Source organism: Blastococcus sp. MG754426, from assembly GCF_021699055.1.
GTDB lineage: Bacteria > Actinomycetota > Actinomycetes > Mycobacteriales > Geodermatophilaceae > Blastococcus.
In genome coordinates this window covers 38,574-58,406 of record NZ_SSXC01000003.1, presented here as the reverse complement: position 1 = coordinate 58,406, position 19,833 = coordinate 38,574, and the positions used below count along the sequence as shown (strand labels likewise).

The window sequence follows — 19,833 nt, the reverse complement described above, 5'->3', positions numbered from 1 at the left end:
CCCGCCCCGGCCGGTCAGAGGGGTGCCATCGAGCCGTCCGGCCGCATGGTCGCGGTCATCTCCACGATGACGTTCGCAGGCAGCCCGGCGCGTGCAGCGGCGCGGCGGATCGCCTCGGCCGAGGGCGCCTCGTACAGGCAGTACGTCTTCCGCTTGTCTGCGGAGAGGAACGAGTAGAGCCACTCGACACCTTCGTCGGCGTTGATGCGGTTGACGCCGTCCGCATCGTCGGCCGTGAGGTCGAGGTCGTCGACGTACCGGCGTTCGATCATGAAGACAGGCATCGGTCGGACCCTTCGACGGGACCCCGACCGTACTCGCCGTCGCCCGCCCGGAACCCGACGCCGCTTCCGGTCCGGCGATCCGGCGTCCGGCCTCCGACAGGCGACGGCTCCCGCTCGACCGCTTCGTCGACGCATGTGTCGGTCCAGCAGCACCCCGGTCAGCAGCGCTGAGCGCATCGCAGCCCGGCAGATCGTCGGCGGCGTCGTCCTGGCCGACGCGGAGGGTCGGCACGTCGCCGGTCCTGCCGCACCGTGCATCGAGACGGTCCCGAGGGGCACCGTCGCCCTTCGGGCCGCAGCCGACCGCCGTCAGCCGCACGGCGTCGGGACGGTCCCGGACGCGGTGCAGCGCATAACCTGCGGGAGATGCAGCGGACGTGGACGAGCCCGGCACGCTGGTGGGTGCTGGCTGCCGCCGTCGTCATCGGAGCAGGCGCGGCCGTCGCGGGTCTCTGGTGGACGAGCGCCGGCATGGCCGTCCTGGTCGTCGGTCACCTCGCCGGCATCGTCCACCAGCGACGTCGAGCGGCTCGCGAGGAGCCCCCCGCGAGCCCATGACCCGGTCCGGGCTCCCGTGCTCTGGGCGCCGCCGACGGAAGCGGGCACGAGGGCGCGGTGCGCCGGTTCGACCGGGGTGCTTGCTGCACCGCCCGGGTCCCGTGGCACAGCCCGATGCCCGTCGCTAGCGTCGACCGTGGTTCCCGAGCCGGAGGAGTTGCCATGACCACCTCGTCGCACCAGATCCACGAGGACCACGCCCACGCCCACTCTGCGGACTGCGGGCACGCCGCGGTCGAGCACGAGGGGCACGTCGACTACCTGCACGACGGGCACCTGCACCACGTGCACGACGGCCACGTCGACGAGTGCGACGGCCAGGTGCACGCCGTCGACGGGGCCCATGACCACCAGCACGGGGACGGCTGCGGCCACGCGACCGTGCAGCACGGCGACCACGTGGACTTCGTGCACGGCGCGCACCGCCACGCGCCGCACGGCGACCACTACGACGAGCACTGACCCCGTCGCGGACGACGACGTCCGCGAGCGGGGATCACGCACGGCCTCGGACCGAGGAGCGTGAGCACGGCGCCGGCGCTGCTCCGCCCGGGACGCCGGTGCACAGCGCCTGTCCGGGCAACCCGGCGCCCCGCGGCGGGCGTTGGTCCTGACGGGCCCCGCCGAAGGGCCCTTACCCCCTGTCCGGGTCGGTGACCAGGCTGGGGGATGCCCTCCTCGGAACGGACGTTGCCCGCCCCGAGCGGTCAGCACCACGAACTCCCGGTGCACGAGGTCGTGCTGCTGCTCGACACCGACCACGAGCGCGGGCTCGAGTCCGGGGAAGCCGCCCGCCGGCTCCAGCGGCAGGGCCCCAACGCCCTGCCGCCGATCCACCGGCGGGGTCCGCTCGTCCGCTTCCTGCTGCAGTTCCACCACCCGCTCGTCTACGTCCTGCTCGTCGCCGCGGTGGCGACGCTCCTGCTGGGCGAGGTAGTCGACGCCGTCGTCATCCTCGGCGTGGTCCTGATCAACGCGGCGATCGGCTTCGTGCAGGAGGCGCGGGCGGAGCACGCCCTGGACGCGCTGATGGCGATGGTGCGCACCCGGGCGACCGTCGTCCGGAGCGGGACCCGGCTCCGCGTCCCCTCCGAGGATCTCGTGCCCGGCGACCTGGTGGTGCTGGAGGCCGGCGACCGGGTACCGGCGGACCTGCGGTTCCTCAGCGCGCACGAGCTGCAGGTCGACGAGTCCGCGCTGACCGGGGAGTCGGTTCCGGCCGGGAAGGCACCCGTCACCCTGCCCGCGGATACCGCGCTGGCCGACCGGGCCAACATGGCCTACTCCAGCGGTCTGGTGACGCGTGGCCGCGGCCACGGGGTCGTGGTCGCCACGGGCGCCGACACCGAGATCGGCCGCATCCACCGGCTGGTCGGCGAGGCGGAGGTCCTGCAGACCCCGCTGACCCGCAAGATCGGCCGGTTCAGCCGGATCCTGACGGCGGCCATCACCGGGCTGGCGCTGCTGGCATTCGTGGGCGGCACGGCGCGCGGCGAGTCGGCCGGCCAGATGCTCACTGCGGCGGTGGCGCTGGCCGTCGGGGCCATCCCCGAGGGCCTGCCGGCGGTGGTGACGATCACGCTGGCCATCGGGGTGGCGCGGATGGCCCGGCGACGGGCGGTCATCCGCCGCCTACCGGCGGTGGAGACCCTGGGCAGCACCACCGTCATCTGCACGGACAAGACGGGCACGCTGACGGCGAACGCCATGACCGTCTCGACCATCGTGGCGGGCCGGCGGAGCTACGCGGTCTCCGGGACCGGGTACGCGGCCGACGGCGACGTCCGCGACGACGCCGGGCGGGCCGAGCCGGGCAGCCACCCGGCGCTCCGGGAGTGCCTGGTCGCCGGGGCCCTGTGCAACGACACCCGGCTGGTCGGGGACGCCGGCAGGCGCGAGGTCGCCGGCGACCCCACGGAGGCGGCGCTGCTGGTCGCCGCCGAGAAGGCCGGCCTGGACCTGGACGGCCTGCGGCACCGGCTTCCCCGGGTCGGCGCGGTGCCCTTCGACTCCGATCGCCGCTACATGGCCACGCTCCACCGCGACGCCGGGTCCGGCCGGGTCGTCGCGTACGTCAAGGGAGCCGTCGAGCGGCTGCTGGACATGGCCGCCGACGAGCTGTGCGACGACGGGTCGGCATCGCCGGTCGACGTCGACGCGGTGCACGCCCGCGCCGACGAGCTCGCCGGGCAGGGCCTCCGGGTGCTGGCGATGGGCCGGGTCGAGCTGCCTGCGGGCACCACCGCGCTCACCGAGCAGCTGCTCGACGGCACCGTCACCCTGCTCGGCCTCCAAGCGATGCTCGACCCGCCGCGCCCCGAGGCGATCACCGCCGTCGCCGCCTGCCGCGACGCCGGCATCCAGGTCACGATGATCACCGGCGACCACGCCGGCACCGCCCGCGCCATCGCCGAGCGCTTCGGGCTGGGCTCCCCCACCCCGGCCGTGGTCACCGGCACCGAGCTGGCCGCCTGCCCGGAGGAGGAGCTGCCGGAGCTGGTCAGCAGCACGACGGTCTTCGCGCGGGTCAGCCCCGAGCAGAAGCTGCGGCTGGTGCAGACCCTCCAGGCCCTCGGCCACGTGGTGGCGATGACCGGCGACGGGGTCAACGACGCGCCGGCGCTGCGCCGGGCGGACATCGGCGTCGCGATGGGCCTGAGCGGGACCGAGGTGGCGAAGGAGGCCGCCGACATGGTCCTCACCGACGACGACTTCGCCTCGATCGAGGCCGCCGTGGAAGAGGGGCGCGGTGTCTTCGACAACCTGCGGAAGTTCATCACCTTCATCCTGCCGACCAGCATCGGGCAGGGCCTGGTCATCCTCGTGGCGATCGCGCTGGCCACCACCCTGCCGATCCTGCCCGTCCAGGTGCTCTGGGTGAACATGACCACCGCCGTGGCCCTCGGCCTGGTGCTGGCCTTCGAGCCGCTGGAGGCCGGGGTGATGCGCCGGCCGCCGGTGCCGCCCTCCCGTCCCCTGCTCACCGGGCCGCTCGCCGGACGCATCGTGCTGGTCTCGGCGCTGATGCTGGTGGGCGCGTTCGGGTTGTTCGAGTGGGCGCTGGCCCAGGGGGCGGGCGTCGAGGTCGCCCGCACCGTCGCGGTCAACGTGTTCGTCGTCGTCCAGGTGGCCTACCTGCTGAACTGCCGTTCGCTCGAGCGGCCGATGTGGCGGGTGGGCCTCGTCAGCAACAGGTGGGTGCCGGCCGGCCTGCTCACCATGCTCGGCCTCCAGCTGCTGTTCACCTACGCCCCGTTCATGAACGCGATCTTCCACAGCGCGCCGATCGAACCCCTGTGGTGGGTGGGGATCTCCGGCGTGGGAGTCGTCGTCTTCCTGGTCATCGAGGCCGAGAAGTGGCTGCGCGGGGCGCAGCGGCGGGCACCCGCTACCGTCGTCGGACCCCGCGACCCGTCGTGAACGAGGAGGACCGGGTGCCCGACGTCGCCCCCCGCCGGAACCGGCTGCAGGAACCCCACGGGTCGGTCTGAGCCAGGTCGCCGGAGGAGCCACCGTGTTCGAGCACGAATTCCACGTCATCGCCGCGCTGCTCGCGCTCGCCGCCGTCATCGCCGCGGCCGCGGTGAAGCTGCGCCAGCCGCTGATCATCAGCTTCATCGCCGTCGGCATCGCGGTCGGCCCGGTCGGTCTGGGCTGGGTCGAGGAGAACGACCAGGTCGCGCTGCTCGCCGAGCTCGGCATCGCGCTGCTGCTGTTCCTGGTCGGCCTCAAGCTCGACCCCCACCTGATCCGCACCACCGGGCCGGTGGCCGTCGCCACGGGGCTGGGCCAGGTCCTCTTCACCTCGGTGGTCGGCTTCGGCCTGGGCCTGCTGCTGGGCCTGTCACCGGTCGAGGCCGTCTACGTCGCGGTCGCGCTGACGTTCTCGAGCACGATCATCATCGTCAAGCTGCTCTCCGACAAACGGGAGATCGACCAGCTGCACGGCCGCATCGCCGTGGGCTTCCTCATCGTCCAGGACATCGTCGTCGTCCTGGTGATGATCACGCTGACCGCCGTCGGCACCGCCGGGCAGGGCGACAGCCTGGCCGTCGACCTGGCGCTCGTCCTCGGCAAGGGCGTCGTGTTCGTCGGCGGCATCTTCCTGGCGGTGCGGTACCTGCTGCGGCCGGCGCTGGCCTGGATGGCCCGGTCCAAGGAGCTCCTCGTGCTCTTCGCCCTGGCCTGGGGCATCGCGCTGGCCGGCCTCGGGGACTGGCTGGGCTTCAGCATCGAGGTCGGCGCCTTCCTCGGCGGGATCTCGCTCGCCACCACCCCCTACCGGGAGGCGATCAGCTCCCGGCTGATCAGCCTGCGGGACTTCCTGCTGCTGTTCTTCTTCATCGACCTCGGCTCCCGGCTCGACTTCGCCGACGCCGGCAGCCAGGTGGTCGCCGCCGCCGTCCTCTCGGCGTTCGTGCTGATCGGCAACCCGCTGATCGTCCTCGCGATCATGGGCCTGATGGGCTACCGGAAGCGGACCAGCTTCCTCGCCGGGCTCACCGTCGCGCAGATCAGCGAGTTCTCGCTGGTCCTGGCGGCCCTGGGCCTGGGCCTCGGGCACATCACCGGGGACGTCGTCGGGCTGATCACCGTGGTCGGCATCGTCACGATCGCGCTCTCCACCTACCTCATCCTCTACTCGGCGCCGCTGTACGCCCGCCTCGCGCCGCTGCTGTCGGTGTTCGAGCGCCGGCGCCCGCGCCACGGGGAGGGCGTCAGCGGGCAGGAGTCGGGGGTGGACGTCGTCGTCGTCGGCGCCGGTCGCTACGGCGGCCGCCTGGTGCGGCGGCTGCTCGACCGGGGCCTGCGGGTCCTGGTCGTGGACACCGACCCGCAGGCGCTGGAGGACATCGGGCACGCCGGCGCCCAGACGCTGTACGGCGACGCCGAGGAGCCCGAGCTCATCGACGCGCTGCCCCTGCGCGGCGCCACGTGGGTGGTCAGCACCGTGCCCGACCGGTCGATCAACCTCGCCCTGCTGCACGGGCTGGAGCAGGCGGACTTCACCGGCTCGGTGGCCCTCACCGCGCACAACGACCACGACGCGCAGCGCCTGGAGACGGCCGGGGTCGACGTCGTCCTGCGGCCGTTCCACGCAGCCGCTGACCGGGGAGCCGATCTCCTGCTCGACGGCGCCCGCGTCGGCGGGCAGCCCGGCGGCCCCGTCGCGGGGTGAGCCGCCGGGCGGCCCGGACGTGCGCGACCTGATCAGTCGCGGTGGCCGCCCCCGCGCCCGCCGGGACCGCGTTCCTCGTCGGCCACCCGCTCGGCCACCCGCTCCTCCAGGTCGGCGAGGCGCTCGTCGGCCTCCTCCTGGGTGAGGTGACCGTCCTCGACGGCCTGGGCGAGGCGTTCCCGCTGCGCCGTCACGAGGGCATCGACGAGGGCGTCGACGGCCACGCCCTGCTGCTCGGCGACGTCGGCCAGGGAGGTGCCCTCGGTGGCCAGCGCCTCCCGCAGCTCCTCCCCGGTCAGGCCGAGCGCCGCCGCGGCAGCGTCGAGGCCCGGCCTCCCCCCGTGGCCGTGACCGCCGCCGAGACCGCGCTCGGCCAGGGTCGCGGCCACCTCGTCGGCCTGCGCCCCGGTGAGCGTGCCGTCGTCCACCAACCCGCCCAGAGCGTCCCGGATCCGGTCCTCCCGGGCCGTCGGGGCGTCGCCGTCGGCCAGCGCCGGTACGGCGACCGCCAGCCCCCCGCCCAGCGCCAGCGCCCCGGCGGTCGTCGCGATGATCAGTCTCCTCCGCACGTTCCCCTCCTCGGTCCGGACCGGCCGGTGGTGGCCGGTCCGGCAGCAGCCTGCGCACGCCGCCTGTGCTGCACCTGTGCGCCGGCCGGGCGGCTCCCTGTGAAGCCGGCCGCCCGGCGCGGCCACGCCGCCGTCGGGGACGATGCCCTGGTGAGAGCGGTGGTGAGCCGGGTGGCTGCAGCGGCTGTAACGGTCGGGGGTGCCGTGGTGGGTGAGATCGGCCCGGGGCTGCTGTCACTGGTCGGAGTGGGGCGGGACGACGACGCCGGGCGCGCGCGGGCGATGGCCCGGAAGATCCACGAGCTGCGGATCTTCGCCGGGCCCGGCGGCGCGGTCTCCGCCTCGGACCTCGGGTTGCCGGTGCTCGTGGTCAGCCAGTTCACCCTCTACGCCGACACCCGCAAGGGACGGCGCCCGTCGTGGCAGGACGCCGCACCGGGCGAGCTGGCCGAGCCGCTGGTCGAGGAGGTCGTCCGCGAGCTGCGCCGCCGGGGCGCCACCGTGGCCACCGGGGTGTTCGGCGCGAGCATGCGGGTCTCGTCGGTCAACGAGGGGCCGATGACCCTGCTGCTGGAGGTCTGAACCGCCGGAGCCGTCACGGGAATGACATGTCTGGCCTTCTCCGTGCGCGGGTACCGGAGGTGACCGAAGACACTCCCTGTCGGTTTGCTGTGAACGACCGGATCGCGGAACACCGGACACCTCAGTGGCCGTTGTGCAGGGCGTACCACACCGGACAGAGAAGAGCGGGACCGGCCGGTGATCCCGGATCCGTGGCCCCGCTCCACGCCTGGACCGCACCGCCGCCACCGACGCCCGGCGGGTGCATCCGAAACCAAGGCAAGGACGAAGACCCATCGTGACGCTGCTGCAGTCCTCCACCGACACCCTGGACGTGCGCGCCCCCCGGCGGGAGCCCGACACCAGCGGGCTGGTCTCCACCGACCTCGTGCGCGTCTACCTCAACACCATCGGCAAGACCGCTCTGCTCACCGCGGAGCAGGAGGTGGAGCTGGCCAAGCGGATCGAGGCCGGGCTCTACGCCGAGCGGCTGCTCGCCGAGCAGGAGGGGCTCACGCCCGCCCGCAAGCGCGACTACAAGATCCTCGCCACCGACGGCAAGGCGGCCAAGGCCCACCTGCTGGAGGCCAACCTGCGGCTGGTCGTCTCGGTGGCCAAGCGCTACACCGGCCACGGCATGACGTTCCTGGACCTCATCCAGGAGGGCAACGTCGGCCTGATCCGCGCCGTCGAGAAGTTCGACTACACCAAGGGCTTCAAGTTCTCGACCTACGCGACGTGGTGGATCCGCCAGGCGATCACCCGGGCGATGGCCGACTCCGGGCGCACCATCCGGCTGCCCGTCCACCTGGCCGAGCAGGTCAACAAGGTGGTCCGCACCCGCCGGCGCATGCACCAGGAGCTCGAGCGGGAGCCCACCGCCGAGGAGCTGGGCCTGGAGCTCGACCTGCCCGAGGAGCGGATCACCGAGCTGCTGGAGTACAGCCGCGACCTGGTCAGCCTCGACCAGACCGTCGGCGCCGACGAGGAGTCCCGTCTCGGTGACTTCATCGAGGACGCCGACGCCGCCGTGGCCGAGGACGCGGTGGCCTTCCAGATGATGAAGGGCGACGTGCGCAACGTCCTCTCCACGCTGGAGGACCGCGAGCGCGACGTCGTCGTCCTGCGCTTCGGCCTGGACGGCGGCCAGCCCCGCACGCTGGAGCAGATCGGCAAGCAGTTCGGGCTCTCCCGCGAGCGGGTGCGCCAGATCGAGCGCGAGACGATGGCCAAGCTGCGCGACCCGCAGCGCGCCGACGCCCTGCGCGACTACCTGGCCTGAGGAAGGCCCCTCGACGGGGGCCGCTCCGACGGCGCACCGAGAGCCCGTCCCCGGCAGGGGACGGGCTCTCGGCGTCTCTCAGATCGGCGAGCGCATGCGGCGGGGGCCCGGGTCGACGCGGGCGGTCGGCGGGCCGACCAGCCCGGTGCCGCCGGCGACCACGAGCGAGCGGCCGCCGTGCCACGGGTTGGCCGGGCCGACGATCACCGGCTCGAGCCTCAGCCGCAGCACCTCCGGCAGGTCGTCGGCCAGCCGGGCCACCCGCAGCAGCAGGTCCTCCAGCGCGGCGAGGTCGACCGGCTCGGACCCGCGGTAGCCGTCCAGCAGCGGGAACGCCCGCGGTGAGCGCACCAGCTCCGCGGCGTCCAGGTCGGTCAGCGGCAGGGTGCGGTAGGCGCGGTCGCCCAGCAGGTCGGTGGCGACGCCGCCGAGCCCGAAGCTGACCAGGGCGCCGAACGACGGGTCGTCGACGATCTCCACGACGGTGGCCACGCCGGGCGCCGCCATCTCCTGCACGATCACCGGGTCGCCGGAGGGGATCGCGGCGAACGCGGTGCGCACCGCCTCGGCGTCGGGCAGGTCCAGCCGCACGCCCCCGAGATCGGACCGGTGCCGCAGCCACGGCGCCGTCGACTTGAGCACCACGGGGTACCCGACCGCGTCCGCGGCCGCCACCGCCTCGTCCGCGTCGGTGACCGTGCGGGTCCCCAGCAGCGGGACGCCGTAGGCGGCCAGCAACCCGATCAGCTCGTCGTCGGTGAGCTCCCGCCCGCCCGGCGCCTCCGCGAGTGCGCCCCGCACGATCCGCTCGGCGGCGGCCTCGTCGACGTCGGGCAGCTCGGGTACGTCGCCGACCGGCCGGCGGCGCCACTGCGCGTACTCGCAGACCTTGGCCAGGGCGATGACCGCCCGCTCCGGCGTGCTGTAGGACGGGACCGACCCGCGCGCGGGCATGCCGTGCTCGTCGGGCACGGTCAGCTCGGGTGGGATGCCCTCCGTGGAGAGGAAGCTCGCGACGATCGGCTTGGCCGAGCGCACCGACACCTCCCGCAGCGCCGGGCCGTACTCCCGCGAGCCGGCCATGAGCGGCGGCAGGAAGACCGCGACGACGGCGTCGACGGCGTCGTCGTCCACGGCGGCCTGCAGCGCCGCGCGGAACGCCTCCGGGCTCCCGGAGACCCCGATGTCCACCGGCGCGGCCTGCGCGAGCTCCATCCCCTCCTCGAGGACGGCGTCGGCGACGAGGACCCCGATCGCGGTGGAGTTGCCGACGACCGCGACCCGCCTCCCGGCCGGCAGCGGCTGATGGGCCAGCAGCATGCCGACGTCGAACAGCTGGGCCACGGTCTCCACGCGGATCACGCCCGCCGAGGCGAACAGCGCCGCCACGGACTGCTCGGGGACCGCCACCGACGTCCCGGCCAGGCCCGGGGTGACCCCGACGTGCCGGCCGCTCTTCACCGCGACCACCGGCTTGGTGCGCCCCACGGTGCGGGCCAGCCGGGCGAACTTGCGCGGGTTGCCGAAGCTCTCCAGGTGCAGGAGCACCACCTCGGTGCCCGGGTCGGTGGCCCAGTACTGCAGCAGGTCGTTGCCGCTGACGTCGGCGCGGTTGCCGGCGGAGACGAACGTCGACAGCCCGATGCCGCGGCTGCGGGCCCGCTCCAGCAGGGCCACGCCGAGCGCCCCCGACTGCGCGAAGAACCCGACGCGGCCGCGCCCGGGCACCCTCGGCGCGAGGCTGGCGTTGAGCCGCACCTCCGGGTCGGTGTTCACCACACCCAGGCAGTTGGGCCCGACCACGCGCATGCCCGAGGCCCGCGCCGCGGCGACCAGCCGGCCCTCGGCCGCCCGCCCGTCCGGGCCCGACTCGCCGAAGCCGCCCGAGATCACGACCAGGCCGCGGACCCGCTTGCGGCGGCAGGCCTCGACCACCCCGGCCACCTCGTCGGCCGGCACCGCCAGGACGGCCAGGTCGAGGTCGTCGGGGATGGACTCGATGTCGGCGTAGGCCGGGACGCCGCGGACGTGCCGGGTCCCGGGGTTCACCGGGTAGACCGGTCCGGCGAAGCCGTAGTCCAGCAGGTGCCGGAGCACCGCGTTGCCGATCTTGCCGTCGTCGTTGCTGGCCCCCACCACGGCGACGGAGGACGGCGTCAGCAGCCGGGCGATCGACCGCGACTCGCTGCGCTGCTCGCGCTCGTAGGCGACCGCGAGCGCGTCCTCGGTCTGCTCGATCGGGAAGGTCAGGTGGACGACGCCGTCCTCGTAGCTGCGCTCGGCCTTGTACCCGGCGTCGCGGAACACCCGCACCATCTTGCTGTTCTGCGCGAGCACCTCGGCGACGAAGCGCTTGATGCCCCGCTCGCGGGCCGCGGCGGCGAGGTGCTCCAGCAGCACCGACCCCAGCCCCCGCCCCTGGTGGGCGTCCTCGACGAGGAAGGCGACCTCGGCGTCGTCGGTGCCCGGGTACCGGTCGTAGCGGCCGACGGCGACGACCTGGTCGCCCAGGAGCACGACGAAGGCCACCCGGGAGTCGTGGTCGACGTGGGTGAACCGGTGCAGGTCGCGCTCGGACAGCCGCTTCATCGGCCCGAAGAACCGGTAGTAGCGGGTCTGGTCGCTGCTGCGCTCCATCAGGCCGTTGAGGCCGTCGGCGTCCTCGGGGCAGATCGGGCGCAGGTGCACCGTGCCGCCGTCGGCGGCGACGATGTCGGCCTCCCACCCCGGCGGCGGTGCGGGGTTCTCCTCCGTCACGGTCCGTTCAGTCACGGGGGTCGTCCGGGTCGAGGCCGAAGTAGGGGAAGCTCGCGCGGCGGGTGCGCATGATGGCGCGGTCGACGCGGGACTCGGTGAAGGCGTCCCAGCGGGAGAAGCCGGTGTACCCGCCCTCGGTCATGTGCGTCGGTGGCCGGGCGCGCAGGCCGCGGCGCAGCACGTCCTCCCGCCAGGACTCGGGGATCTCGGTGGCCGGGTCCAGCTTCGCGCCACCGGCCTCGGCGATCAGGTGGGTCCAGGCCCGCGGGACGCACCGCACCAGGCCGTACCCGCCGCCGCCGAGGGCGATCCAGCGCCCCTCGCAGATCTCGTGGGCGAGCTCGTGCATGGCCTGGTAGCTGGCGCGCTGCCCGTCGACGGTGAGCGCGAGGTCGGCCAGCGGGTCCTCGTGGTGGGCGTCGCAGCCGCACTGGGTCACGATGATCTGCGGCTGGAAGGCCTTCAGCACGCTGGGGACGACGGCGGTGAACGCCCGCAGCCAGGACGAGTCGTCGGTGCCGTTGGGCAGGGCCAGGTTGACCGCGCTGCCCAGCGCCTTGTCGGGGTCGCCGGTCTCCTCCGGGAAGCCGGTGCCCGGGAACAGCGTGAGCGGCGTCTGGTGGATGCTGACCGTGAGCACCCGGGGGTCGTCGTAGAACGCCGCCTGGACGCCGTCGCCGTGGTGGACGTCGAGATCGACGTAGGCGATCCGCTCGTAGCCCTGGCCGAGCAGCCAGGCGATGGCGACGGCGGCGTCGTTGAAGACGCAGAAGCCGGACGCCGACCCGCGCATCGCGTGGTGCAGCCCGCCGGAGATGTTGACCGCGTGCTGCGCGGCGCCGCTGTGCACCTGCTGGGCGGCGAGCACGCTGCCGCCGGTGATGAGAGCGGCGGCCTCGTACATCTCCGGGAAGATCGGGTTGTCCGGGGTGCCCAGGCCGTGGCCGACCCCCGGGTCGGCCGGCGCCTGCCGCACCGCCTCGAGGTACAGCGGGTCGTGCACGAGGGTGAGCAGGTCCTCCCCGGCCGGTTCGGGCTCGATCACCGTCAGCCGGTCCGAGGCCAGCAGGCCCAGGCCGTCGGCCAGGCGCATGGTCAGGTCCAGCCGGACCGGGTGCAGCGGGTGGTCACCGCCCATCGTGTAGCCGAGCAGCGCGTCGTCCCAGACGACCGCGACCGAGTCGCTCACGGGCACCTCCCCTCCCGGCGCGCCCGGCCGGGCGCGGTGGCTCGACCGGACGCTACCGGTCCGGCGCTACCGGGTGCGTCGCCGAGACCACTCCCGGATGGGCCGGTGGACGCCCTCCGGCCCCGTAGACTGGCCGCCGACACGGAGGAGAGCTGTGAACGACCTCATCGACACCACCGAGATGTACCTCCGGACGATCTTCGAGCTGGAGGAAGAGGGCATCGTCCCGCTCCGGGCCCGCATCGCCGAGCGGCTGCACCAGAGCGGCCCGACGGTGAGCCAGACGGTCGCCCGCATGGAGCGCGACGGCCTGCTCACCGTCGAGGGCGACCGGCACCTGCAGCTGTCCGAGGAGGGGCGCCAGCTCGCCACGGCGGTCATGCGCAAGCACCGGCTCGCCGAGTGCCTGCTCGTGGACGTCATCGGCCTGGACTACGCCGACGTCCACGAGGAGGCCTGCCGCTGGGAGCACGTGATGAGCGAGGCGGTCGAGCGCCGCCTGCTGTCGCTGCTGGGCAACCCGACGGTGTCACCGTTCGGCAACCCGATCCCCGGGCTGGAGGCCCTGCGCGGCGACGAGCCGCTGGGCGGCGAGACCTCCGCGGTGCTGGACTCGCTGACCCTGCTGTCCTCGACCGCCACCGCCGAGGGCCGCCCGGTGGTGGTCCGCCGGATCAGCGAGCAGCTGCAGGAGAACGCCGAGCTGCTCCGCGCGCTGGCCGACCACGGGGTGCGCCCGGGCGTGACGATGACCGCACAGCTCGTCGAGGGCTCGGTGAGCCTCGACGGGTACGTGCTGCCGATGGGCGTGGCCCAGCACATGTTCGTCAGCGCCACCGACGAGGAGCTGACCCCCCTCGAGGCCGCGCCGCTCCTCTGAGCGGGCGGGCCGGGCGGGGGTCGGGCCGGCCCCGCCCGGCCCGACGGGTCCCCCGAGGCCGGGGACGCCCGCCGACGCCCGGCGGGGGCGGCACCGGCTCACTACGGTGAGGCGGTCCCCCCGCTGCCGCGTGAGAGAAGGCCCCGTGAGCTCGTCCGCCCCCGCCCCCGACGACCCGGCCGGCGAGCCGGCGCCCACGCCGTTCCACCGCCTGGCCGACTTCGTCGCGCTGCCGCGGATCGGCGGCCTGGCGCTCTCGCCGGACGGGACGCGGCTGGCGGTGCCGATGCAGACGCTCGACCGCGAGGGCAAGAAGTGGCAGACGGCGCTGTGGGAGATCGACCCGCAGGGGGCCCGGCCCGCCCGGCGGCTCACCCGCAGCGCGCCGGGCGAGTCCGCCCCCGCCTGGGCGCCGGACGGCTCGCTGCTGTTCACCTCCGCCCGGCCCGACCCCGGTGCGGAGCCCGCGACCGAGCCGAAGCCCGCCCTGTGGCGGCTGCCCGCCGACGGCGGGGAGGCGCGGCCGGTGCTGGCCCGCCCGGGTGGCATCGGCGGGTTCGCCGTCGCCGCCGGCAGCGGTGACGTCGTGGTGGTCTCCGCGACGTCGCCCGGCGGCTCCGCGCCGGAGGCCGACGAGGAACGGCGCAAGGCCCGGGCCGACGCCGGCGTCTCGGCGATCCTGCACGAGGCCTACCCGGTGCGGTACTGGGACCACGACCTGGGGCCGGCCGTGCCGCACCTGTTCTGGGCCGGGCAGCTCCCGGCCGACGAGCAGCCCGCCGGCGAGGAGCCGCTCGAGCTGCGCGACCTGACCCCCGACGCGGCGCCGCCGAACGGCTCCGGCGACGACATCGACCTCTCCCCCGACGGCACGCTCCTGGTCCGCACCGAGGAGGTGCCCGACGGCCCCGCCGGCCGGCGCACCCGGCTGGTGCTGGTCGACACCGCCTCCGGGGAGGCCCGGGTGCTCGTCGACGACCCCCTGGCCGACCTGCACGGGGCGGCCTTCTCCCCCGACGGTGACCGGCTGGTGTGCGTGCGGGAGGCGATGTCCTCCTACGCCGAGCCCCCGGACTACACCCTGCTGCTGGTCGACGTCGCCGACGGCTCCGCCCGCGACCTCACCCCCGGCTTCGACCGCTGGCCCAGCGCCCCGCAGTTCTCCGCCGACGGCGACGCCGTGTACTTCCTCGCCGACGACGACGGCCGTCACGCGCTGTTCCGCGTGCCGCTGGACGGCGGGGAGCCGCTGCGGCTGACCGCCGACGGCGCCTACAGCGATCTCCAGGTGGCCCGAGACGGCAGCGCCCTGTACGCCCTGCGGTCGGCGGTCGACTCCCCTCCCCTGCCGGTGCGCCTGGACCCGGTGGCCCCGCTGCAGGACCCCGCTCCCCTGCCGACCCCCGTGGCGCTCGACCGGCTGCCCGGGACGCTGCACGAGCTCGACGCCACCGCCGCCGACGGGGCGCGGGTGCAGTCCTGGCTGGTGCTGCCCGAAGGAGCGTCGGCGGACTCCCCCGCGCCGCTGGTGCTCTGGATCCACGGCGGGCCGCTGATGAGCTGGAACTCGTGGTCGTGGCGCTGGTGCCCGTGGGTGCTGGCGGCCCAGGGCTACGCCGTGCTCCTGCCCAACCCGGCGCTGTCCCAGGGCTTCGGCCAGGACTTCGTCCGCCGCGGCTGGGGCGAGTGGGGCGGCGCCCCGTACACCGACCTGATGGCCGCCGTGGACGCCGCCGAGCAGCGCCCGGAGATCGACGGGACGCGGACGGCGGCGATGGGCGGCTCGTTCGGCGGCTACATGGCCAACTGGGTGGCCACGCAGACCGACCGGTTCCAGGCGATCGTCACCCACGCCAGCCTGTGGAACCTGGAGCAGTTCACCGGCACCACCGACGCCGCGTACTACTGGGAGAAGGAGTGGGGCGACCCGTTCACCGAGCCCCGGCGGTACGAGCAGAACTCCCCGCACCGCTACGTGGACCAGATCCGCACCCCGGTGCTGGTCATCCACGGCGACAAGGACTACCGGGTGCCGATCGGCGAGGCCCTGGCGCTCTGGTACGGCCTGCAGAAGCGCGGCGTCCCCTCGAAGTTCCTCTACTTCCCCGACGAGAACCACTGGGTGCTGACCCCGGGGAACAGCCGCGTCTGGTACGAGACGGTGCTGGCCTTCCTGGCCGAGCACGTGCGGGACGAGGAGTGGCGGCGGCCGGAGCTGCTCTGACACCGGAGCTCACGCCGGCGGGCCGTCCGCCGGCGTGAGCGCGGCCGCGCGGCCGACCAGGTCGCGCAGGTCCGCCGGGGGGAGGCACGCGTCCAGCGCCTGCCGGAGCAGCAGCGCCAGGGTGTACCCGGGATCGGCGTCCAGTGCCCGGTCCAGCGCGATGCCGGCCGTCGCCCCGTCGCCCCGCAGCCACGCGCTGACGGCCAGCAGCGTGGCCGGGGCGGCGTCGAGCGGCGCGGGCACCCGGCGCGCGCACTCGGTCCAGAGCACCTCCGCCGCGGCGCCGTCCTCGCCCAGCGCCAGCTGCAGGGCGTGGTCGCGAACCCGGACGTCGCGCAGCGCCCAGCCCACCCCGGCGAGCTCGTCGTCGTCCAGCGGACCCTGCCCGGCCGCCCCGGGCCGGCAGCGCCCGACCGCCTGCCGCACCACGGCCCACGACTCCTCGGCCAGCGCCCGCGCCCCCACCTCCCGGAGCCGGGCCGAGCGGTCGGTGGCGGCGCGGGCGCAGGCGGCCCGCATCCCGGCGCCCGACCCGGGCGGGGCGTCCAGCCGCTGGGCCAGCGCCGCGCGGTCGGCCGCGACGACCTGCCCGGCGCAGACGGCCGCGGCCGCCAGCGCGCTGACGCCGCCCGGCACGGGCGTCCCGGCCGCCGGGGCGCAGCAGGGGTGCGGGCAGTCGTAGGACCACCAGCGCCCCCGCCGCACGAGCAGCACGTCGCGAGGGGCGATGCGCGCCGCGGCCAGGGCGAGCACCAGCTCGTGCACCAGCGCCCGGTGCGGCAGCAGGCCTGCCGCCGGGTCGCCGTCCGGACCTGGGTCGTCCGGCGCCTCGGACACCACCACGGCCAGCGCCGCCGCGGGCTCGTCGCTGCGAAGACTCCGCACCAGCAGCCGCGCCAGCGGCGCCGCGCTGCCGCCCGGCGGCAGGTCGGCCCGGACGGTCAGCCCGACCCGCCCGCCGGACGGCCCGCCGAGGCCGACCAGGACCAGCGACTCGGCCGGGTGGAACCCCAGCAGCTGCGGCAGCGCGGCGGCCACCTCCCCGGGGTCGGAGAGCCGGATCTCGAGGTGGTCGGCGGGCTGCTGGGCGGTGGGGAGGTCCATGCGGCGACCCTGCTCGCGCCCGGCCGGCCGCGGGGGCCCGCCGGAGGATCCGTGGACACGTCCACGGCTGTGGACGCCTCAGCCCAGCGCGTCGGCCTGGACCTGGTAGGCCTGCTCGACCAGCTCCGCGAAGGCCGCGGGGTCGGCCGGTGCGGCGCCCCCGAGGCCCGTGTCGAGGGTCAGCAGGAGCAGCAGCCGGTCGCCGTCCTCCACCGCCGCGACCAGCGTCGGCACCGTCACCCGCGACCCGCCGGGCGCGGCGATCGTGGTGGTGTACCGCAGCAGGGCCGATCCGTCCCCCAGGTCGGCGACCGGGAGCTGCTCGAAGGTGATCGTCGCCTCCCCGATCTGCGGGGCGACCAGGCGCGCCTCGGGGCACCGCTCGGCGGCCTCGGCGAGCTGGGCCGCGGCGTCCCGGACCGGGCCGCCGCGCACCAGCACCTGCACCGTCGTCGTCGAGCCGGCCGTGGCGCTCTGCGCGGCGACGTCCTCGAACGCGTCCAGGGCGGGCTGGGTGCCGTCGACGGCCGCCCGGCAGCTCTCCGGGGTGATCTCCACGTCCGGCCCACCCGCGACGATGCCGGTCCCGGCGCGCAGCTGCTCCGGCGGGAGCGCCAGCACGGTCGCGTCCGGCCCGAAGGCGTCCGCGGGCAGCAGCCCCGAGGCGAGGTCGGGCACGTCCGCGGCCTGCGCGGAGGACGCCGCCGCGGCCGAGGAGGCGGCCGCGGCGGTGCGGTCGGAGGCGTCCCCGCCCCCGCAGCCGGTGAGCAGGAGGGCGGCGGCCGGCCCGGCCACGAGGAGACGGCGCGCGGAGCTCACGCCCACGACGCTAGCCCGTGCAGCCGGTCACATGCGGTGCTGGATCGCGCTCCGCGCGGCCAGGATGGGCCGCACGTGCTCGGCGATCACCGCGAGGTGCACGGGGTCCTGCGCGTAGCGGAGAAAGGACTCGGCGTCGGGGAACTCCGCGATCAGCACGGTGTCGGCGTTGCCGTCGACCAGGTCGGCGTCGTCGGCGACGACCAGCGAGGTCATCCCGCCGACCGAGCGCCGCAGCCCGCGCAGCGCCTCGACGGTCTGCGCCCGCCGCTCGGCGTCGGCGTCCGGGGACCAGGTGAAGAGCACGACGTGACGGATCATGGGGAAACTCTGCCAGCCGTGCCGTGGACCGGCCGGGTGGTGCCCCTACCGGCTGGTAGCCGGAGGGCGCTGCGCGGTCGTTAGAGTCCGACCCATGGGACGGTCGTTGCGGATTGCACTGCTGTCCTACCGGAGCAAGCCGCACAGCGGCGGCCAGGGCATCTACGTGCGGGCGCTCTCCCGGGAGCTGCGCGAGCTCGGGCACCGCGTCGAGGTGCTCAGCGGCCAGCCCTACCCCGAGCTGGACGCGGGCGTCCCGCTCACCCGCGTGCCGAGCCTGGACCTCTACCGCGAGCCCGATCCCTTCCGCACCCCACGCCCCTCGGAGATCCGCGACTGGGTCGACGTCGCCGAGTGGGCCACGATGTGCACCGCCGGTTTCCCGGAACCGCTCACCTTCACCCTGCGCGCCGCGCGCCACCTGCTCCCCCGGAGGGGGGAGTTCGACGTCGTGCACGACAACCAGTCACTGGGCTACGGCCTGCTCCGGCTGGTGCGGGCCGGCGTGCCCACCGTCGCGACCGTGCACCACCCGATCGCCATCGACCGCGACCTGGAGCTGGCGGCAGCCCCCACGCTGCGCCGGAAGCTGACCCTGCGCCGGTGGTACGCCTTCACCCGGATGCAGGCGCGGGTGGTGCAGCAGCTGGACGCCGTCACCACCGTGTCGGAGAACTCCCGGCGCGACATCGCCGCGCACATGGGGCTGGCGCCGGACCGGATGAGCGTCATCCCGGTGGGCATCGACCCCGACCGCTTCTCCCCGCCACCGGCCGACCGGCCGCGCGAAGCAGACTCGATCCTCGCGGTCACCAGCGCCGACGTCCCGCTCAAGGGGCTGGTGCACCTGCTGGAGGCGCTGGCCAAGCTGCGCACCGAGCGGCCCGTGCGGCTCACCGTCGTCGGCAGCACCCGGCCCGGCGGCCCCGCCGAGGCGGCGCTGGACCGGCTCGGCCTGCGCGACGCCGTCCGGTTCACCGGCCCGGTGCCCGAGGAGGAGCTGATCCGCCTCTTCCGGGCGGCGTCGCTGGTCGCGATCCCCTCCCTCTACGAGGGCTTCTCGCTGCCCGCCGTGGAGGCGATGGCGTGCGCCACCCCGCTGGTCACCACCGACGCCGGCGCGCTGCCCGAGGTCGTCGGCAGCAAGGCGGGGATCCGGGTGCGGGCCGGCGACGTCGGGGAGCTGACCGCGGCCCTGCAGCTGGTCCTGGACTCCCCCTCGCTGGCCGAGCAGCTGGGGCGCGCGGGCCGGCGCCGGGTCCTGGACACCTACACCTGGCGGGCCACGGCCGAGCGCACCGCCGGCTGGTACGCCGAGACGCTGGACCGGAAGGGACGCCCGTGCTGACCGTCGACTACGACCGGCTCGACCTGCGGCCGGGGATGACCGTGCTCGACCTGGGCTGCGGCGAGGGGCGGCACGCGTTCGAGGCCTACCGGCGGGGCGCGCACGTCGTCGCCGTCGACTGGGGCCGGCACGAGGTGACGACGACGAAGCGCTGGCTGGGCGCGATCGCCGAGGCCGGCGAGGCCCCGGAGGGGGCGCGCTCCGAGGTGGTCCGCGGGGACCTGCTGCACCTGCCCTTCCCCGACGCGAGCGTCGACCGGGTGATGGCCTCCGAGGTGCTCGAGCACATCCCCGACGACGCGACCGCGATGGCCGAGATCGCCCGCGTGCTCAAGCCCGGCGGACGGGTGGCGGTGACCGTCCCCCGCTACGGCCCCGAGCGGGTCTGCTGGGCGCTGTCGGACGCCTACCACGCCAACGAGGGCGGGCACATCCGCATCTACCGTGCGGACGTGCTGCGGGCCCGGCTGGCCACCGCCGGCCTGGTGCCCGGGGCCGGCCACCACGCGCACGCGCTGCACGCCCCGTACTGGTGGCTCAAGTGCGCCGTCGGGGTGGAGAAGGACTCCGCCGTGGTGCGCGCCTACCACCGGCTGCTGGTCTGGGACCTGACGAAGCGCCCCTGGCTGACCCGGACCGTGGAGCGCGTGCTCGACCCGCTCATCGGCAAGAGCTTCGTGGTGTACGCCGACAAGCCCGCCGAGGTCGTCGCCGCCGCGGCCGGGCTGGAGCGGGAGCGGTCCGCTGCGGCGCGCTGA

At 75.0% G+C, this 19,833-nt stretch carries 17 protein-coding genes; 10 read left to right on the top strand and 7 right to left on the bottom strand.

What is annotated here, in order from left to right; translation table 11 throughout:
- Nucleotides 1-14: 14 nt before the first annotated feature.
- Complete coding sequence (locus E9549_RS02655) at nucleotides 15-284, bottom strand: nickel-binding protein (RefSeq protein WP_236825026.1); 270 nt, start codon at nucleotides 282-284, stop codon at nucleotides 15-17.
- A gap of 366 nt (nucleotides 285-650) precedes the next feature.
- Here E9549_RS02655 and E9549_RS02650 point away from each other — a divergent pair, with 366 nt between their 5' ends.
- The 4 genes from E9549_RS02650 (at nucleotide 651) to E9549_RS02635 (ending at nucleotide 6,021) form a co-directional block, all read left to right on the top strand.
- Nucleotides 651-842 (top strand): hypothetical protein, encoded by a 192-nt coding sequence (locus E9549_RS02650; RefSeq protein WP_236825025.1) that lies wholly within the window; start codon nucleotides 651-653, stop codon nucleotides 840-842.
- 162 nt (nucleotides 843-1,004) lie between these two features.
- A complete protein-coding gene (locus E9549_RS02645; RefSeq protein WP_236825024.1) occupies nucleotides 1,005-1,304 on the top strand; it encodes a hypothetical protein in 300 nt (99 codons plus the stop codon).
- A gap of 264 nt (nucleotides 1,305-1,568) precedes the next feature.
- Complete coding sequence (locus E9549_RS02640) at nucleotides 1,569-4,262, top strand: HAD-IC family P-type ATPase (protein ID WP_236825023.1); 2,694 nt, start codon at nucleotides 1,569-1,571, stop codon at nucleotides 4,260-4,262.
- Between the two features lie 94 nt (nucleotides 4,263-4,356).
- The gene (locus E9549_RS02635; protein ID WP_236825022.1) at nucleotides 4,357-6,021 is read left to right on the top strand and encodes a cation:proton antiporter; all 1,665 of its coding nucleotides are present in this window, start codon (nucleotides 4,357-4,359) and stop codon (nucleotides 6,019-6,021) included.
- A gap of 32 nt (nucleotides 6,022-6,053) precedes the next feature.
- Here E9549_RS02635 and E9549_RS02630 read toward each other — a convergent pair whose 3' ends face one another.
- Nucleotides 6,054-6,590 (bottom strand): hypothetical protein, encoded by a 537-nt coding sequence (locus E9549_RS02630; RefSeq protein ID WP_236825021.1) that lies wholly within the window; start codon nucleotides 6,588-6,590, stop codon nucleotides 6,054-6,056.
- 99 nt (nucleotides 6,591-6,689) lie between these two features.
- Between E9549_RS02630 and dtd the strand changes: the two genes are divergently transcribed.
- Together dtd and sigB are read left to right on the top strand one after the other, a co-directional pair.
- Nucleotides 6,690-7,172, top strand: coding sequence for a D-aminoacyl-tRNA deacylase (gene dtd / locus E9549_RS02625; RefSeq protein ID WP_374201697.1), 483 nt, complete (start codon nucleotides 6,690-6,692; stop codon nucleotides 7,170-7,172).
- 277 nt (nucleotides 7,173-7,449) lie between these two features.
- Nucleotides 7,450-8,433, top strand: coding sequence for an RNA polymerase sigma factor SigB (gene sigB / locus E9549_RS02620; protein WP_308113054.1), 984 nt, complete (start codon nucleotides 7,450-7,452; stop codon nucleotides 8,431-8,433).
- 78 nt (nucleotides 8,434-8,511) lie between these two features.
- On the opposite strand, the gene E9549_RS02615 is transcribed toward sigB, so the two are convergent.
- Both E9549_RS02615 and E9549_RS02610 read right to left on the bottom strand, forming a co-directional pair.
- Nucleotides 8,512-11,205, bottom strand: a complete 2,694-nt coding sequence (locus E9549_RS02615; protein ID WP_236825019.1) for a bifunctional GNAT family N-acetyltransferase/acetate--CoA ligase family protein — start codon at nucleotides 11,203-11,205, stop codon at nucleotides 8,512-8,514.
- Nucleotides 11,198-12,379 (bottom strand): acetoin utilization protein AcuC, encoded by a 1,182-nt coding sequence (locus E9549_RS02610; RefSeq protein WP_236825018.1) that lies wholly within the window; start codon nucleotides 12,377-12,379, stop codon nucleotides 11,198-11,200. The genes E9549_RS02615 and E9549_RS02610 overlap by 8 nt, the downstream gene beginning before the upstream one ends.
- A gap of 154 nt (nucleotides 12,380-12,533) precedes the next feature.
- Between E9549_RS02610 and E9549_RS02605 the strand changes: the two genes are divergently transcribed.
- Nucleotides 12,534-13,259 (top strand): metal-dependent transcriptional regulator, encoded by a 726-nt coding sequence (locus E9549_RS02605; protein WP_236825017.1) that lies wholly within the window; start codon nucleotides 12,534-12,536, stop codon nucleotides 13,257-13,259.
- 145 nt (nucleotides 13,260-13,404) lie between these two features.
- On the top strand, nucleotides 13,405-15,483 hold the full coding sequence (locus tag E9549_RS02600) for a S9 family peptidase (RefSeq protein ID WP_236825016.1): 2,079 nt from the start codon (nucleotides 13,405-13,407) through the stop codon (nucleotides 15,481-15,483).
- 9 nt (nucleotides 15,484-15,492) lie between these two features.
- Here the strand turns inward: E9549_RS02600 and E9549_RS02595 are convergent, their stop codons facing one another.
- The 3 genes from E9549_RS02595 to E9549_RS02585 all read right to left on the bottom strand — a co-directional run bounded on the left by E9549_RS02595 (nucleotide 15,493) and on the right by E9549_RS02585 (nucleotide 17,727).
- Complete coding sequence (locus E9549_RS02595) at nucleotides 15,493-16,587, bottom strand: DUF4192 domain-containing protein (protein WP_236825015.1); 1,095 nt, start codon at nucleotides 16,585-16,587, stop codon at nucleotides 15,493-15,495.
- Between the two features lie 78 nt (nucleotides 16,588-16,665).
- Nucleotides 16,666-17,406, bottom strand: a complete 741-nt coding sequence (locus tag E9549_RS02590) for a hypothetical protein (protein WP_236825014.1) — start codon at nucleotides 17,404-17,406, stop codon at nucleotides 16,666-16,668.
- A gap of 27 nt (nucleotides 17,407-17,433) precedes the next feature.
- Complete coding sequence (locus E9549_RS02585) at nucleotides 17,434-17,727, bottom strand: Dabb family protein (protein ID WP_236825013.1); 294 nt, start codon at nucleotides 17,725-17,727, stop codon at nucleotides 17,434-17,436.
- Nucleotides 17,728-17,821: 94 nt separating this feature from the next.
- Here E9549_RS02585 and E9549_RS02580 point away from each other — a divergent pair, with 94 nt between their 5' ends.
- Nucleotides 17,822-19,075: a glycosyltransferase family 4 protein gene (locus E9549_RS02580; protein WP_236825012.1), complete on the top strand. Its 1,254-nt coding sequence runs from the start codon at nucleotides 17,822-17,824 to the stop codon at nucleotides 19,073-19,075.
- The gene (locus E9549_RS02575) at nucleotides 19,069-19,833 is read left to right on the top strand and encodes a class I SAM-dependent methyltransferase (protein WP_236825011.1); all 765 of its coding nucleotides are present in this window, start codon (nucleotides 19,069-19,071) and stop codon (nucleotides 19,831-19,833) included. Before E9549_RS02580 ends, E9549_RS02575 begins: the two co-directional genes overlap by 7 nt.

Coding starts and splice junctions, on each gene's coding strand:
- E9549_RS02655 (WP_236825026.1), bottom strand. CDS start 284: ATGCCTGTCTTCATGATCGAACGCCGGTACGTCGACGACCTCGACCTC.
- E9549_RS02580 (WP_236825012.1), top strand. CDS start 17,822: ATGGGACGGTCGTTGCGGATTGCACTGCTGTCCTACCGGAGCAAGCCG.
- E9549_RS02585 (WP_236825013.1), bottom strand. CDS start 17,727: ATGATCCGTCACGTCGTGCTCTTCACCTGGTCCCCGGACGCCGACGCC.
- E9549_RS02650 (WP_236825025.1), top strand. CDS start 651: ATGCAGCGGACGTGGACGAGCCCGGCACGCTGGTGGGTGCTGGCTGCC.
- E9549_RS02645 (WP_236825024.1), top strand. CDS start 1,005: ATGACCACCTCGTCGCACCAGATCCACGAGGACCACGCCCACGCCCAC.
- E9549_RS02595 (WP_236825015.1), bottom strand. CDS start 16,587: ATGGACCTCCCCACCGCCCAGCAGCCCGCCGACCACCTCGAGATCCGG.